Below are 14,939 nucleotides of genomic sequence, written 5' to 3' on the forward strand. Positions count from 1 at the left end.
GCCCCCCCCCCCCCCCCCCGCCGGGGCGGGGCGCCCCGCTCCCGCAGTTCCCGCCCTTCACCCGCGAGCAGGAGGCACCCTTGCACCCGATCTGTCTGATCTCGTTCGGCTACCTGCACCTGCCCACCGGCCCGGACGGCTCCCCTGTCCCGCCCGCCGCCGACCGGATCGAGGACGTCCGCGACCGGCTCCGCGACCCGGCCGCCGCCCGCGACATCCTCGACCTCGACGGCCTCAACCCCCGCGTCCAGGACGTCGTCCTCAACACGCCCGGCGCCCGCGATCTGTTCGCCAACCTCGCCGACTACGCGGCCCTGCCCGCCGGCCCTCGCCGCATCGCGGTCGGTTGTGCGGGGGGGGGGGGGGGGGCAAGCACAGGGCAGCCGGACTCACCGAGCTCCTTGCTCGCGAACTGCGCGCCCGCGGCCGCCAGGTCGACGTCGAACACCTCCACGTCCATCTCCCGCGCGTCCTCAAGGCGGCCGACACCAGCACCGGAGCGAGCGCATGACGACCACCGGCCTGTACGACCTGGTGACCAGCGAGGGAGATGACGGCACCAGGCACCCCGCCGAACAGCTCTGGACACCCGGTGAGGACGCGGTGGAGAACGGCTTCATCGTCCATCGCGGCCTGCACGTCACCGGCATGGACGACCCCACCGACGATCACCTCTACCCGGTCGGCTTCGTCTTCCTTGGCAGTCAGCGTGTTGAGGCAGGCGCCCATCCACCATGGCTTGCTACAGCGTGCGCGGAGTTCGCCCCTTTGAGTGGATCATTGCGTGGCGTGGTGCCGGGGGCGCTGGGCGCCGCGCAGGGCGGTCGGCGGGTGCTCAAGGCGGTGCGTCGGCTGCCGGTGCTGGCCCGGCGCAAGGTGGCCCAGCGCCCGCTGCTGCCCATGGAGATCGACGCCGAGCTGGTGCCGCCGGCGTGGAAGAAGGCGGTGTACTCCAACAACGCGCTGCCTGAGGGCGCGGTGGACAGCGACGCCTACGTGGTGTGTGTCCTGGGGCAGCTGCACCGCGCACTGACCCGCCGCGACGTCTTTGCCTCCCCGTCGAACCGCGTGACGATCGACCGACGGCTACGGATTGTCAGTGCCCCGTCTTACGATCCCGCCTAGCCAGCTACGGGCAGGAGGGGTGCAGTGGAAGCTATTCGCCGAGGTGACAGAGGCAAGCAGAAGGCCTGGGTGTGGCTGATGGTGCTGACTGCGCAACGTGGCCTGTGCGTGTATTGCGGCCGCTCCCCGTCCACCACACTGGACCACGAAAGGCCGATCGCCGGGGCAGGCCACGACATCTGGTGGAACTTCGTCCCTGCCTGCAAGCCCTGCAACCTCCGGAAGAGCAAGCACGAGAGCGCCGCGCATTGGGTTGCAGATATGGACATCTGCCACCGATATCCGGAGCTGACGCGCTCCAAGTGGAGGATGAGCCCGAAGGTCTTCGCCGGCATCACAAGGCGCGTGGAACGCGTTCAGCGAGAGATAGCCGACGCGGATCGCCGCGAGTGGTTCGAGCTGCACTACGGCGAGGAGAAGTGGGGAAACAAGACTGAGCTGTTCAAGATCCTTGATCGCTGCAAGGCGGAGCTCAAGGGGTACCCGCACTACCCATGGCGGACCCCGAAGGTCAGGGAGCTGAAGGGGCACTGCACGCGCCTGATCTGCTGCGGTTACTTCCATCCGCAGGCGAGGCTCCTGCACGCGTTCCTGGAGCGGGAGGAGGTCAGAGCCTTCCAGCGCGCCGTCTTCAACGAGCGCGCGCACGAGGGTGAAGTGCTCGGCCGCCTCGTCCGGGAGTACCTCGCTGACAGGCAGCGCGATCTCGACGGCGAGGCATAGCCTGTTGCTGCGGCAGGCATCCGGTTGATACCTCGGCCACCCAGCGGCCCAGTTCTCCTGCCATGCTGGCTGCCCACGCCTGCCGGTCAGGGCCGGAGGGGGATGACGTTCGGTGCCGGCAGCTGGAGCTGCTGGCGCAGTGCTTCGTTCTCAGCGGTGAACTGACTGAGTACGCGGACGAGTGCAGGGACGTCCTCACGCAAGCGGGCAAGCTCCTCGTTCTTGTTGGCGATGGTCTCCTTGAGCTGCACGATCGTCGAGCGGAGTCGGGCTTCTACGTCGGGGACAGCGCCTCGCTCCTGGACGCGGGCGTAGAACTCGTTGCGAAGATCCGGATGGCGTTGGGTGAGGGCGTTGCGGGGGACCTGCCGAACCTTCACAACACTCAGCATCCCCACAGAGCTCACTGGCTGTGACCTGCGGAAAAGCGCGATCCCGTGGGGGGACAGTTCACCGGGAGTTCACGGCTGATCCCGCCGGGCGGGCGTCGACGGCGATGCCGCGCCCGCCTGGCGAACAGCGTCTGAGCCATGCAAATGCTGCGCATCCGCAGAGATGGGCCGCCAAAATCGCGGATGTTCCCCAATTGGGGAAGTCCCGCTCAACGGCAGGGATCAGCCCTCAACAAGCTCGGCATCCACGATGCCGTCCTCGCCGTCGCCGTCGCCGCCGTCGCCGTCGCCGTCGCCGTCGCCGTCGCCGTCGACGTCGGCGTCGGCGTCGGCGTCGACCTTCACCTTGCTGAGAATTCGGCCGATGCGGCGGATGGCGTCTTGCTGCCGCTGGGCTTCTTCGCTGCTACGAGCCTTGCGCGCAGCCTTGTCCTCGGTGGCGTCCTCGACTGCCTGCCGCGCCGCATTCAGCAGCTGTAGCGCCGCGTCCACTGGGTCTGAGCTTCGGCTGGACATGCCGCCCTGCTCGCTCTTCGCTTCGCCCCGTTGCGCGGGCATCACCGGTTCGGGTGCGGTCGTCCAGGCGGCACTGACGGCCTGGCTACGCTCAGCCGGATCGGAGACACCCTTGGCTGCCGCTATCGCCTTCTTCACTCGCTGCTGGACCTGGTTGGCGACAAGCCTCATCCCGCCCGCCTGGTGGGCCCAGTACAGCTCGGCATACGCGCGGGCGGCCTCTTGGTCGCTGGTGCGCTCCGCGTACGGTTGCAGCTTTCGCAGGTGACTGTCGGGCAGGGGACGGCCGAGTTCTTTCTGCACCGTCTGTGCCAGACGCCAAGTCTTTTGGAGACGATCCGCCTCGCTGGTCGAGAGACCGTCGTGCTCCTGCTGGAGGTACTGCTCCCAGGTGCGGGTGCCATCGCCGCGGTATAGGCGGCGCCTTCGGACCACTTCCAGGGAGTAGCCGAGCATCCAGCGGGCTGTGCGGGCGTTATCGACGGCTCGGTGAGCCTCGGCAAGGAGCCGCTGCTCGTGCTCGTCGAGCGGGCCGTTTGCGGTCTCCGGCGTAGCGTCCACGTCGGGCAGGGTCAGTCCCCAGTGCTCCATCGTGAAGGGCTGAGCACGCATCTGTGGAGGATCCGCAGGCCGGTCAGGTACAGCCAGGCTCTCTGACGTGGGGCTCGCGCTGTTGGCGGGAGATTGCTGGGCTCCCTTGTTGGCCGCCGCTCGGAAGTCACGACGCTTAGGCACTCTTAATCAGCCCCCGCTCCTGCAGCTCGGTGACCAGCTCACCGAACGGCCCCCGGGCCGCATGTTCCACCGGGAAGCCCGTGGCTTGCTTGATGTCGTCCAGGACCGGGATTTTCACCGTGAGCACGTTGTATCCGGCTTCGGCGAGCAGGCCCCGGATCTCCTTCTCACTCCGGACATTGGGACGCACTCGGTTGAGGAGCACCCACATCGGCGGGGCCGTGCGTGAGGGCCTGTCGAACGCCGAGCGGCCGACCATCGTCTTGACCGGGGTGGAAGTGCGCGGCTGATGGACCCGCTGGTAGTCGGCCATCGACGGTTCCATGTGGATGAGAACCAGGTCGGCCACCTTGAGCACGCTGTCCGCGATGTGCGGGTGGTTCTCGGTGTGACCGACATCGACGATGTCGACCCCGGCTTCTCCCAGCGGCGTGTACTCCTCAGCGAACTTGGCGGAGGCGTTGTGCTTCACAGGGAAGGGGAAGCCGGCGAGCTCGGACCATTGAGTGAGGTGCTCAGACTCGTCCGCGTCCCACAGCTGCACACGGTATCCAGCCTCGTGGAATGCGTGTCCCATCATGCCGGTGTCGGTCGTCTTGCCCATACTTCGTGGGCTGATGTTGGCGATGAGCACGGCCGGCTCTCTTCTCGTGCAGTGGCTACGTTCCGCAAGATGCTGCCACGTCTCCCCCGGCACGGTGACCGGCACCACGTCACAAATGGCTGTCCAGCACCACGGTGATCGCCAACTGGTGTGAGGGTGACCGTCGTAGCCGTGTCGAGCTTGAAACGTAAAAAGGCCCGTGCCCGCCACGGATTCGTGGTGGACACGGGCCTTTGCCGTGCGGTGCGTGCGTCAGGCTGCAGGCGCGCCTTCGTCGGGGTTGGGGATGCTGGCGGCGGTCACTGCGGCGGCCGGGTGTCGCATGGCGGTGATCGGGACGGCGCCGGGCGCATCGGCCGGCGCCCACACCATCCGCCACGTCTCATCCCACTCGCATCCGCATCCGTGGTCCGGGTGCGGGTGCGGGTGCCGTAAGAAGACGCCGTATGTGAGGACGGCGCGCGGGATGCGGGGGATGAGCGCCGCCGGGTCGTCGCCGGGGTACAGGTGCAGGTTCCGCCAGCCGTGGATCCGGGCCATGTACGCGGCTGCGGCCTCGATGGTGTCGGCCCACCGCTGGTGCCCGAGGACGACGAGTTCCCTATTCAATGCGCGTGTTGAAGCGGCTTCTGAAGGGCTGATCTGTGCGTGCATGGCGTGTTTTCTGGGTGCGGGCGGCCGAGCCGCGATCTGGGTCGGATGAGCTGCAGGACTGGGCCGAGTGCTTGGCGGAACGCGAGGCGGAGTCAGGGGCCCGTCCCGGGGACGCCATCTTCCTGGCGCCAGACTATCGAGTGGACCCGTTGCTGACCCGGTACGTCCAGTCCAGGGCCTTCCGTTCGCACGCCGTGTCGACCCGGCTCAACTACGCGACGGACATCGCCTTGTTCCTGACGTTCCTGTGGGGGCGATACCCGCCGCACGCCGTCGACCATCCGGGCCGGGATGCCGCACTCACCCCGGCACAACGGGCCGCCGCCGTTCAGGCCCATCAGCAGGCTGCGATGCCCGAGGAGTAACTGGAGGGCCGTACAACCGACCCGGCGACGTGTCTGCGCACACCGCAGAACCTGGAACGGCTTACCGCCTTGACCCGTACGGCCAATACCCGCCGCCGCGCCTTCGAGGCCCGGCCGAAGTCGGAGCAGCCGGCCGACGTGGTCAAGCCCGCCGACCAGCAGCAGCACCACGCGAACCGGCCCGACCACGGCAGGGGAGCGGGCCGTGAGCGGTGAGGGATGGCAACCGGCCAGGGCGTGGCCGATCTGCGACTTCACCCGCGAGCCCGCAGGAGCCGGACTGAGAATCGGGGGCGTTGGCACCCCGTTCCCGCGGCCGCGCCCTGGCCGCCAGGCACCTGCATTGGAGCGCCACGTTGCCCTACGAGGCCCGCGATCTGAACCTGACCGACCCGACGAAGGGCTACCTGAACTTCGTCCTCTACACCGAGCCCCAGCGCAGCGCCGTTACGTCGTCGCTGAACGCCGTACTGGACATCGAGGCGCAGCAAACCGTGACACCTCACTTCCAGGAGTGGCTGAACAGGCTGGTGCGCTGCGAGCCGAACGCGATGCACTGCACACTCGTGGATCCGGCGAAGATCCCGGACCTGTTCCACCCGTGCGTCACGGAGGACAAGGCCAGCCCTTCGGCCATCGACGGATCGGGCTGCCTGTGCCGCCGGACCTTCTACGACCCTGAGTTCGGGCTGCCCGTCGTGGGCAAGCACTTCAAGCACGCGGGCACCGGCGGCACGGACCAGTGGAGCTACACGACGTACGCCCCGCTCGAACTGCGCCCAGACGACGTCTTCAGCCGCTTCTACACCGGCCGCAGTCTGTTCTGGGTCCGGACGGACAAGGGCGTGCTGTCGTTCCTTCCGCGGAAGAGCGGATTGGGATACGAGATCGGGTACAGCGGCGGCGGCCCGCACGCCCTGGCCGCCTACCTCACCCAGGTCGCCACCACCGACGGGCAGCACACGGCCGCTGGGGCCCGGTACGAGGACGCCCACCCGGCGATCCTCGCGTGGACACAGAGCAAGGCAGCGGACCGTGGCACGAACGAGCTGTCGATCAGCGACCTACAGGCCATGATGGCGAGCTGACCGCCGACCACTGACGCCGCTGGTGCCCACGGATCGGATGTCCGTGGGCGCCGGCGCGTTCGGATCCTCGAGGGCCCGGGGCTCGTGCCCGTCCCACGGGACGACGGGCGAAGTCGCCGGAGCGCCTGTCGGGGGCACTGTCACGTTTGCTGCCCAATGGTGGGATGATCTTCTGGTCGATCATGATGGAGGGGGATCGCCCGTGGGGAGTGCGTCGCCGTCGTACAGGGGGGCACCGCTACCCGGTCGAGGTGATCTCGCACTACGTGTGGCTGTACTTCCGCTTCCCGCTCAGCTTCCGTGAGGTTGAGGAGCTGATGCTCGAGCGCGGTGTCGTCGTCTCGTATGAGAAGTCCGCCGGTTGTGTGCCAAGTTCGGGCAGGCCTACGCGAAACGGACCACGCTGCCGTCGGCCCCGCCCCGAAGACAAATGGCATTTGGACGAGGTATTCATCAGGATCAACGGAGATTCGAAGTACCTGTGGCGGGCCGTTGATCAGGCCGGCAACGTCCTGGACATCCTCGTCCAGAACCGGCGGGACACCGCCGCCGCCCGTCGCTTCTTCCGCCGCCTCATGACGAAGACCCGTACGGTGCCGCGGGTGGTCATCACGGACAAGCTCCGCTCCTACGGCGCCGCGCACCGCGAGGTCATGCCGTCGGTGGAGCACCGCGCTTTTAAAGGCCTGAACAACCGGGCCGAGAACAGCCACCAGCCCACGCGGCAGCGCGAACGCGCGATGAAGGGCTTCCGATCGGCTGGCGCGGCACAGCGGTTCCTGTCCGCGTTCAGCGGCATTTCACCCCACTTCGGCCCCGCCGCCATCTCATGAGCACACCCGACTACCGGGCCGAGACGACCATTCGCTTCGCGATCTGGGACCACATCACCGGCCCCAGGAGCCGGCCCACCACAGCCTGAACCGACGCCCGGGCCAAGGCCCACCAGGCCTCGACGCGCCGTCAGACAGTCGTCTACTCAACAACGTGACAACGCCCACGCGCCGTCCACACCCACGGCGTCTTCTTACGACACCCGCCCCCGGACCACAGCTGCGGATGCGAGTGGGATCGTACGTGGCGGATGGTGTGGGCGCCGGGCACCGAGCCCGGTGCCGTGCTGATCACCGCCTGAGGCACCCGGCCGCCCCAGCGGTCGCCGCCGGCATCCCCAACCCCGACGAAGGCGTACCCGCTGCCTGGGCGGCCTGAACCACACGAGACAAGCAACGGCCCGGGCTTCCCCCGCGAACGGGGGAGCCCGGGCCGTTTTGCGTTTCCAGCCTATCCGGTGCCTCAGATTCGCAGTTGCGCCAGACCTGCGGTCAGGTGACTGCTGTATGAGGGTCGACAGACCGGCCAGCCCGTCCTACGCGGGCCACTGGTGGCTCGCCTCATTGGCAGCCCTGAGCCGACCTTGATCGTTCTTGCACAATTGGGCAAGAACGATCAGGGTCATCGTCAGGCCGACTGCTCATGCCGACCGGCATCGCGTAGCACCGCCTCGTATTCCTGAGGGTGCTGGTCCCGCAGGATCTGCAACAGCAGCCGAGCTGACTCGCAGAAGACCGGGAGCTCCATCTTGCGGTGCAGGTGATTCACGACGAACACCGCATCGTCGTAGGGGAGCGAGCGGGGCTGGCCCACGTCGCTTCGTCCGCCTGCGTCGGACGCGACCGGCGCCGTCCCCGGCTCCGGGGTATTAACGGCGTTAACGGTCTGAGGCCGGTCCTGCCGCTCTGCACCAGCCGCCTCGGAGGTATTAACGCCGTTAACGGTCGGCGCCGAGCTTCCGTCGCCCAGCTGCCGACGAGGGGAGCGCTGACGCGGCGTCTTCGCCGCAGCCATGGCTTCCCGCGCGGCAGAGACCTGCTCCTCCTTCGGCAGCCGACCGATACGGCGGGCCGGCTCCACCTTCAGTTCACCGCTCTCCACGGCCTTCTGCAGGTCCGGGGCGAGCTCCAGCAGCGCCAGCCGCTGCGACACCCAGGCAGGAGTCTTGCCCAGCCGCTTGGCCACCTTCCCCTGAGAGCCGTGCACCTCGACCAGCTGCTGGATCGCCTTGGCCTGATCGAGTGGCGGCACATCCACGCGGTGAACATTGGCGATCAGCGCCGATTCCAGGATGTCGGCTGCACTCGCCGCGAGCTCGTCGTTGACATCGATCCGGAGCTCAGCCAGCCCAGCCAGGGCTGCGGCCTTGAGCCTGCGGTTCCCGTCGATGACCACATACTCAGCGGCTCCGATCCGGTCCTGCTGATCGGGGTGCGCACTCAGGAAAGCAGCTCGCCGTGCGACAGTGACCGGCTGGATCTGGCCCCGGCCGCGAAGCGACTCCGCGGTCTCTTCGATGTCGGTGTACTCGTCGCGGGGATTGAACGGATTGTGCGCCAGTTCCGTGAGCGGTACCGATGCCGGCGGCCGCTTGCCTTCCCCGTTGATGATCTGCTGCCGCGTCCGCACACGCCGCGGCGCATTCGCCCCACCCGAACCGTCCTCGGCCATGGTGAAACCGCGCGTCACGCGTTCCTGCGGAGCCTTCGCCTTGGTCTCCCTCATACCGCCAGCTCCTTCGCCAGGTCGCGCATCGCCTGCGCGTGCTCACTGTCAGGCGCGTACTCCAGCAGCGGGATCTCCCCGTCCGCGGCCTCCCGCCCCTCCTTCAGATCCCCGATGACCGCCAGCACCGACGGCGAACTGCTCAATTCCCACTGGTCGCGATTCTCCTTGACCAGCTTTCCGCGCCTGCTGTCGTAAGCGTTGATCACCAAACCGAGGTAGTCCACAGTGATGCGTCCCTTACGGCACAGGTCCTCCATCTGAGAACGGAGAAGCCGAAACGCCCGATGCGAAGCTTTATTGGCCCAGACCGGGGTGATGACACCCGACCGGTCTGACAGTTCACCATCGCGGCGCCGGACGTAGTACAGCGCGGTGTCCATGTTCAGACCGAGGCTGGGCGGCCCGTCGATGATGATGACGTCATAGTCGCTCTCCAGCGGCTCCAGCGCCCGCTCCAAGGCAGCCTCGCTGAAAGAGACCTTGGATAGTGCCACGTCCCGCAGGAACGCGTCATCGCTGGCCGGCAGAAGGTGCAGCCGCTCTCCGAACCGCTCGTGGTCCAGGGCGACCAGCAGGTCATGGATGTCGCCCCTGGCGGTTCCGTCCATGTGCATCAGCAGCGTCTCGACGTCGTCCTCGTACATGAGGTCCTCGAAGCCGAGCTCTGCGGTGAGGTGCCCCTGCGGGTCGTAGTCGACGATCAGCACTCGGCGCCCCGCCTCAGCGAGAGCCTGAGCGATGCCGCTCGAAATGAACGTCTTGCCGACGCCGCCCTTCTGATTGGCCACTATGACCCGGACGACCGGCTGTTTCGTGAGCGGCGTGCTGGGCGAGGGGTGCGTATCCAGCCAGAGCGTCAACGCCTGCGCCAGACCCTGGACATAGGTGACACCACGCTCCGCGCAGGCGGCCTTGAACCTGTCGGGTTCGCCGGCAGGAAGGAGGGTCCCCCACGTCTTGGCTCCGTCGGTCTTCACCTCGGCTAGGCCGTCAGCTTCGTACCAGGCCTTGATCGCGTGCTCAGTCGCGTCCTGGATGTCCATTCCGTGCTCGAAAGCCCGGATTTTTAGGTGCCTGCGCAGCTGGGGAGTGAGAGCGGTGATTAGCTTTTCCCGCTCCGCTCGAGGGCTAGGGATACTCATGAGGCCAAACATTACTAGGTCATTGTCGTGAAAAGGCGCCACGGCGAAGCAAGACACCCGCTTGGCCTCAGCACCACCGGCGTCACCTGCTGACTTCTCGGCACCGGGCTCGATGGCAGCAGGCATCACCGCCAGTCGTAAAGGAAGTCGCGGTCCTGCTACGGCTTCGGCAGAATCGAGTGCGTGCCGATGCGTCGCCAGATGACGTGCGGAGTACCGGGACGTATGGCTGGCCCGTACTGCCAGGTGGCCCGCCCGTTGCCGTTCCAGGTCAGCTCGAAGACGCCGGGCGCGCTGCGGACGCCCTTCAGCAAAGGCCGGCGTGGAAGCGCCCGCCTCCGGTGCGCAGGTCGTCGACGAAGGCGGCAACGGCCTGGCGGAAGCGGCGGCTCTGCTCCGGGGTGAGGCGGTGAAGGTCGGCGGTGAAGCGCGGCAGGGTCTCGTAGGTGGGCACGGCGAACTCCTCCAGAACGCACGAAGCCCCCGGCCGGTAGCCGGGGGCGGTGAAGGCTGTCCGTGTTGAAGGGCGTCGGTGACGTGGTGCTCAGTCGTGCTGGGTGGTGCCGATGAGGTCGTGGCGCAGCATTCGCACGGTCCGGGTCAGAGGCCGTAGCGGTCGTTCATCAGGTCGTTCCACCTCTGCACGTTGGGCAGGTCGTTGGCGCAGACGGTGCAGTGGGGCAGGTAGTCGGTCCGGGTCGGGTACGGCACGTTCGACGAGCGGACGATGACGGTCGGGCGCAGCGTCAGGGGCCGGCCGCACAGCGGGGCGTCGTCTGCACGGCCACCCGGCCCTGGTGCCTGGCGGTCCAGACCGTGGCTGCGCCGCCCAGCAGCGCGCCGACCAAACCACCCACGCCGCCGATCAGGCCGGCAAGTACCTCAGCCTCCATGGTCGCCATACTGCCTCAACGCCTCTTTCCGAAAACGGAATTGAGGCAACGCGAGGGTTCTTTTTTGTGCGGCCTCCTCGTCGTCGCGGTGGGGTGCGGTGGACGGGTGACGTCTTCCGGGCAGCGGTCCGGCGGGGTGCCGAGCCCTGTGTGGCAATTTCGTGCCAGTCTGCTCAACCCGCTGCGCGCCCAGGAGTCCGCGAGTGCCCCGATGGTCTCGCCGTCGTGAACCCACAGGGGCGCCCGGTAGGGTTGCGGCGTGACGAGGTTGGCGTACGACTGGGTTCCGGAACGGCATCTCGGGGTTGCTGCGACACTGTCGCACGCCGACGGTCTGATCGGTCACATCAGCAACCTGCTGTTCGACTATCAGACCCAGCCCGGTGGAACGGTCGCCCTTCGCGAGGTCCCGGCTGGTTCGGTCAGCCGCACCGAGGTCGTCCGCGTCGCTCCGATCCCGCGGAAGGTCTCGCTACTCGTGGCCGACGCCTTGGTGGCGCTGCGCGCCGCACTCGAGCACGCCCTCTTCGCCGAAGTCGAGTTCCTTGAGGGCGGTCAGCTTGAGGAGCGGGCTGCCAAGCTTGTTGAGATCCCCGCGTCGGACACTTACGAGAAGTTCGACGAGTGGGTGAAGAGGCGCGCGAAGAACGGCCCACCATCGCTACGGGCCGGGAGCGAGCTTGTGCGCAGGATCGAGAGTCTCCAGCCCTTCCAGCGCGCCGCTGATCCGCGCAGCCATCCCTTGGCGCGCCTGACGGTCCACACGAACCACGCCAAGCACCGGACGCCGGCGATCACAGCGGTCCGGATCGCGGCCATGTACCGGGACGACCAGGTGCCGCGCTCCGTGCGGGACCTTCCGGCCAGGCCCGAGGAATCGATTCGCGTCGGCGACGTCATCGCCGAGACGCCGCTGGGCACGAAGGTGCCTGTGACCTTCTTCCCGACCGTCGGGGTCAACAGGCCGGGTACCGATCGCTGGCCCGTGCTGATGACGGAGCTCGACGAGATCTCGTGGTGGGTCCGAACGCAGGCGGTGCCGCGCCTGATCGCCGGCGGGGACCCGCCGGAGCCCGCACTGCCGACGCGCTACGACATCTCCGTCGGCCAGCAGGACGAGCGCGCTGCCATAGCGGCGGGCTCGATGATCTCAGCTGCGGAGCGCCACGAGCAGCGACTGGGCGCTGCCAACGCCCGGCCCGGACTCGTCGACCTGATCGGCCGGATCGAAGGAACTCCGAGCGATGCGGACATCACCGCGTGGGTGGAGCAGCTGACCGACGAAGAGGTCCTCGAGCGGATGTCTCGCCTGAAGATGACGGTTACGTACGAGCCCGAGGTAATGCTGCGCAACACAGAAGTGGTGGCAGGCCTGCGCGAGGAGGTTCTGCGCTTCGCCTCCGACGATGGGCCGGTCCAAGCACGCTGACCCTCGAAGGCTGAGATGCCGTGTGCGTCCCGCCCGAGCCGGGGCCCCGGCGGTGCCTCCCGCTACGCCCGTGCCCACTCCCGGTAGCGACGGAAGCCGCCATTCGCCCCGCCCGCGCGTCACCGTGCTGCCATCATCAAGCCGACCCGAGCGAGCAACAGGAACAGAGGCAGTTTCATGACGTGGGATTACGCGGACCTCAGCGAGGAGGCCCAGAAGCTAGGCGGCCCCGCCGCGCTCCGAGCCGCCTACCGGTTGAAGGGGATCGCGCAAGGCGTAGCCCGCGGCCGTCTGGAAGGCCTCGCGGAGGGCCTCGCACGCGGCCGTTGGCTGGGGCGCGGGGAGGGCGTCATCATCGGCGCGGCCGTCACCGGCGCGGCCCTGGCCGGGACCCACCTCTACGACAAACGCCGTGCCCGCCGCGCCGCCGCCGCCGAGGCCGCGCAGGAGAGCGCCGCGGGCACGCTGGCACCAGCCGACGCACCGCAGAAGCGGCCTACCCCGGCCACCCCCTAAAGCCGGGCATCGAGTGGGCTCCACTCAGCATCCAATGGCGATGCGACATCGGGTGGACTCCACTGAGTGGAACCCACCCGATGGCCTCCACCGAGTGGCCTCCACTCCGGTGTGCCGGATGACGATGGACGCCACCACGGCGGCGCATCGCATCGTGCGGCGATGCCCAGCATTCTCGTGCAGCGATGCCCGGCACTCTCGTGCGGCGACGCACCGCATCCGATGCTCCGCACCGCATCGGTGCGCCCACTGCTGGCCGTCCTTCTCCGCCGGGCGGGGCCGCGCGAGCACCCCCTTGACCAGCTCTGCTACACCCCCTTGTCCAGCTCTGCTACCGCGACTTTCCCCTTGACATCGCCGGTTTCGGCTGACATCAGACCGCGGTCAAGGGGTTGTGTGATAAAAGAGCCCGCCCGGCCGTGGCGCGCGCCCGGTGCGGCGCGCCGACGCGGATGGAGCGCACCGCGATGGCGCGGCGCGGTGGACCGCACCGCGCCATCGCCCCTCTCCGGTGCGCCTACGCAATGGTCGGGTGCACCGGATGCGCGCCGGCCGGTGCGGGGTGCGCATCGAGGGCCTGGCCGAGACCAACGGACTCCATCTGGCGCAGGACGTCGGCGACGGTTTCACCGTGCTCTTCCTGGGTGTGGACGTGCCGGACGAAGTTGATGACCGCGTGGGCGACGCCTTCCACCGCGTCCGGCCCGGTCTGCGCCCAGCTGCGCAGGGTGGTCACGAGGACCTTGCCGACGGCTTCCAGGGCGAAGGAGTCGTCGCACGGTTCCGGGTCGATGCCGCACAGGGCGGTGATCGGAACGACGATGCGCTCTGCGGCATCCGCGAGCAGTTCGGGCATCCGGGGGTCGGCGTTTGCGAGCCGGGTGGCCGCTTCGGTGTCGCCGGCTTCCAGGGCCCGCAAGTAGCCGAAGGCGCTGAGCACTGCGTCCGGCGTCATCGGGGTGAGCGGCTTGAAGGGGTTTTGGAACATGGGTCGACAACTCCTCACGTGCGGGCCGCCCCGCTGATCGCGGCGGCCTCGAAGCCACCTTCAATCCGGGGGCCTGTGGACAGAGACCGCGCTCAGGGACGCGGTGCGGGCGTGACTCCGGTCACGGACAAACTCGGACTGCAAGGGGCGGTCAAGGAGGAATCGGGCGCAGGTTGTTGGTGGCCGTCAGACGACGGTCAAGGGGTGCCTTCTCACGGTGGCTCCGGCTCGTGTGCAGATCCGTGCGCGGGCCGGACGACCACCGACCCGGCCGCGTACGGCCGGAGAAACCCGAGGACGCGATGACCATCGCACCCGACCCGCACACCCCGCCGGCCCTGGCGGACACCGCCGCGACGGCAAGCCCCGCTCCGAGCCCTACGGCAAGCCCCGCTCCCAGCCCCGCAGCCTCCAGCCGTCGTCTGACGGTTGTTGCTGATCAGACCCCTGATTCGCCTGCCCCGGCCGGTTGCAACTCCTCTTCTCCAGGTACTGATGTACCTGGAGAAGCGTCCCGGCCCCGGAAGGCCGCGGCGACGAAGGCCGGCGCGGACCTCCGCGGCGAGGTCCTGCTCACCCTCGCCCGGCTGCGCCTGGCCACACCCCGCCAGCTCAAGGCGCTCCTGCTGCCCCACCAGCAGGACACCGACCACGTCCGCCGCGCGCTGCGCAACCTGCTCGCCGAATCCCCGGCCCTGGTCGGCCGGACCCACCGTGCCCAGCAGAGCTACTGGTACTGCACCCCGGCGGGCCTCACCGAAGCCGCCGCCTCCGGTGAGCTCGCGTCGCCGGTCGGCCGGACGATGGGCAAGCGCATCGCGGCCAGCAAGACGGGCCTGCGGGAGCACGGCCTCGCCCTGGTCGACACCGTCATCGCCTTCCACCAGGCGGAGGTGGCCGATCATGCCGACTGGCGGGTGGAAGTCGCCCACCCCACCCCGGCCGGGAACCTGGTGCCCGACGGCGTGGTGCTCCTGGTTAACGGCGCCAGCGCGTTCGTGGAGATCGACCGCACCATGTCCTACGCCGGCCTGCTCGCCAAGCTGGAGCGCTACGACGCCTACCGCAACGCACCTGCGTCCGGGCGCGGCAATGCCGCCCGCCCCCCGCGCTCCCACTGGCAGGAGACCTACGCCGGTCCGTCACTGGAGCGGCCCTTCCCGCTGCTGCTGTTCGTTTTCGCCCCGGCCCCGCGCCGCGCGGCCCC

General features: G+C 68.4%; 18 protein-coding genes and 1 pseudogene. 10 read left to right on the forward strand and 9 right to left on the reverse strand.

Features of this window, described 5'->3' with window-relative positions; all coding sequences use genetic code 11:
- The first annotated feature begins 80 nt into the window (after window positions 1-80).
- The 3 genes and pseudogenes from RIF68_RS08845 (at window position 81) to RIF68_RS08855 (ending at window position 1,848) form a co-directional block, all read left to right on the forward strand.
- Window positions 81-554: a hypothetical protein gene (locus tag RIF68_RS08845; protein ID WP_309050587.1), complete on the forward strand. Its 474-nt coding sequence runs from the start codon at window positions 81-83 to the stop codon at window positions 552-554.
- A 247-nt stretch (window positions 555-801) separates the two neighbouring features.
- Window positions 802-1,116 (forward strand): annotated as a pseudogene (locus RIF68_RS36460) (hypothetical protein); the annotation flags it as partial.
- 33 nt (window positions 1,117-1,149) lie between these two features.
- Window positions 1,150-1,848: an HNH endonuclease signature motif containing protein gene (locus RIF68_RS08855; protein ID WP_309050589.1), complete on the forward strand. Its 699-nt coding sequence runs from the start codon at window positions 1,150-1,152 to the stop codon at window positions 1,846-1,848.
- Window positions 1,849-1,934: 86 nt separating this feature from the next.
- Here the strand turns inward: RIF68_RS08855 and RIF68_RS08860 are convergent, their stop codons facing one another.
- The 4 genes from RIF68_RS08860 to RIF68_RS08875 form a co-directional block, all read right to left on the reverse strand.
- Window positions 1,935-2,228, reverse strand: coding sequence for a hypothetical protein (locus RIF68_RS08860; protein WP_309050590.1), 294 nt, complete (start codon window positions 2,226-2,228; stop codon window positions 1,935-1,937).
- A 234-nt stretch (window positions 2,229-2,462) separates the two neighbouring features.
- Window positions 2,463-3,368 (reverse strand): hypothetical protein, encoded by a 906-nt coding sequence (locus RIF68_RS08865; protein ID WP_309050591.1) that lies wholly within the window; start codon window positions 3,366-3,368, stop codon window positions 2,463-2,465.
- A gap of 115 nt (window positions 3,369-3,483) precedes the next feature.
- The gene (locus RIF68_RS08870) at window positions 3,484-4,125 is read right to left on the reverse strand and encodes a plasmid partition protein (protein ID WP_309050592.1); all 642 of its coding nucleotides are present in this window, start codon (window positions 4,123-4,125) and stop codon (window positions 3,484-3,486) included.
- A 222-nt stretch (window positions 4,126-4,347) separates the two neighbouring features.
- On the reverse strand, window positions 4,348-4,704 hold the full coding sequence (locus RIF68_RS08875; RefSeq protein WP_309050593.1) for a hypothetical protein: 357 nt from the start codon (window positions 4,702-4,704) through the stop codon (window positions 4,348-4,350).
- A 185-nt stretch (window positions 4,705-4,889) separates the two neighbouring features.
- Here RIF68_RS08875 and RIF68_RS08880 point away from each other — a divergent pair, with 185 nt between their 5' ends.
- The 4 genes from RIF68_RS08880 to RIF68_RS08895 all read left to right on the forward strand — a co-directional run bounded on the left by RIF68_RS08880 (window position 4,890) and on the right by RIF68_RS08895 (window position 7,035).
- Window positions 4,890-5,114: a hypothetical protein gene (locus RIF68_RS08880; protein ID WP_309050594.1), complete on the forward strand. Its 225-nt coding sequence runs from the start codon at window positions 4,890-4,892 to the stop codon at window positions 5,112-5,114.
- 69 nt (window positions 5,115-5,183) lie between these two features.
- Complete coding sequence (locus tag RIF68_RS08885) at window positions 5,184-5,330, forward strand: hypothetical protein (RefSeq protein WP_309050595.1); 147 nt, start codon at window positions 5,184-5,186, stop codon at window positions 5,328-5,330.
- Between the two features lie 80 nt (window positions 5,331-5,410).
- On the forward strand, window positions 5,411-6,202 hold the full coding sequence (locus RIF68_RS08890) for a hypothetical protein (protein ID WP_309050596.1): 792 nt from the start codon (window positions 5,411-5,413) through the stop codon (window positions 6,200-6,202).
- Between the two features lie 164 nt (window positions 6,203-6,366).
- Window positions 6,367-7,035 (forward strand): IS6 family transposase, encoded by a 669-nt coding sequence (locus tag RIF68_RS08895; RefSeq protein ID WP_309050597.1) that lies wholly within the window; start codon window positions 6,367-6,369, stop codon window positions 7,033-7,035.
- A 628-nt stretch (window positions 7,036-7,663) separates the two neighbouring features.
- Here the strand turns inward: RIF68_RS08895 and RIF68_RS08900 are convergent.
- The 4 genes from RIF68_RS08900 to RIF68_RS08915 form a co-directional block, all read right to left on the reverse strand.
- Window positions 7,664-8,761: a ParB/RepB/Spo0J family partition protein gene (locus RIF68_RS08900; RefSeq protein WP_309050598.1), complete on the reverse strand. Its 1,098-nt coding sequence runs from the start codon at window positions 8,759-8,761 to the stop codon at window positions 7,664-7,666.
- A complete protein-coding gene (locus RIF68_RS08905; RefSeq protein WP_309050605.1) occupies window positions 8,758-9,906 on the reverse strand; it encodes a ParA family protein in 1,149 nt (382 codons plus the stop codon). Before RIF68_RS08905 ends, RIF68_RS08900 begins: the two co-directional genes overlap by 4 nt.
- A 307-nt stretch (window positions 9,907-10,213) precedes the next feature.
- Window positions 10,214-10,360 carry a hypothetical protein gene (locus RIF68_RS08910; protein ID WP_309050599.1) on the reverse strand — a complete coding sequence of 49 codons (147 nt, stop codon included), beginning with the start codon at window positions 10,358-10,360 and terminating at the stop codon, window positions 10,214-10,216.
- Window positions 10,361-10,652: 292 nt separating this feature from the next.
- The gene (locus RIF68_RS08915; RefSeq protein WP_309050600.1) at window positions 10,653-10,799 is read right to left on the reverse strand and encodes a hypothetical protein; all 147 of its coding nucleotides are present in this window, start codon (window positions 10,797-10,799) and stop codon (window positions 10,653-10,655) included.
- A gap of 259 nt (window positions 10,800-11,058) precedes the next feature.
- On the opposite strand from RIF68_RS08915, the gene RIF68_RS08920 reads away from it, so the two are divergent.
- The gene (locus tag RIF68_RS08920; protein WP_309050601.1) at window positions 11,059-12,228 is read left to right on the forward strand and encodes a hypothetical protein; all 1,170 of its coding nucleotides are present in this window, start codon (window positions 11,059-11,061) and stop codon (window positions 12,226-12,228) included.
- A 177-nt stretch (window positions 12,229-12,405) separates the two neighbouring features.
- Window positions 12,406-12,744 carry a hypothetical protein gene (locus RIF68_RS08925; protein WP_309050602.1) on the forward strand — a complete coding sequence of 113 codons (339 nt, stop codon included), beginning with the start codon at window positions 12,406-12,408 and terminating at the stop codon, window positions 12,742-12,744.
- Window positions 12,745-13,261: 517 nt separating this feature from the next.
- Here the strand turns inward: RIF68_RS08925 and RIF68_RS08930 are convergent.
- Window positions 13,262-13,732 (reverse strand): hypothetical protein, encoded by a 471-nt coding sequence (locus RIF68_RS08930; RefSeq protein WP_309050603.1) that lies wholly within the window; start codon window positions 13,730-13,732, stop codon window positions 13,262-13,264.
- A gap of 302 nt (window positions 13,733-14,034) precedes the next feature.
- Here RIF68_RS08930 and RIF68_RS08935 point away from each other — a divergent pair.
- A partial coding sequence (locus tag RIF68_RS08935) for a replication-relaxation family protein (RefSeq protein WP_309050604.1) occupies window positions 14,035-14,939 on the forward strand: 905 nt, incomplete at its 3' end.

The organism is Streptomyces sp. (genome assembly GCF_031178505.1).
Classification (GTDB): Bacteria; Actinomycetota; Actinomycetes; order Streptomycetales; family Streptomycetaceae; genus Streptomyces; species Streptomyces gulbargensis.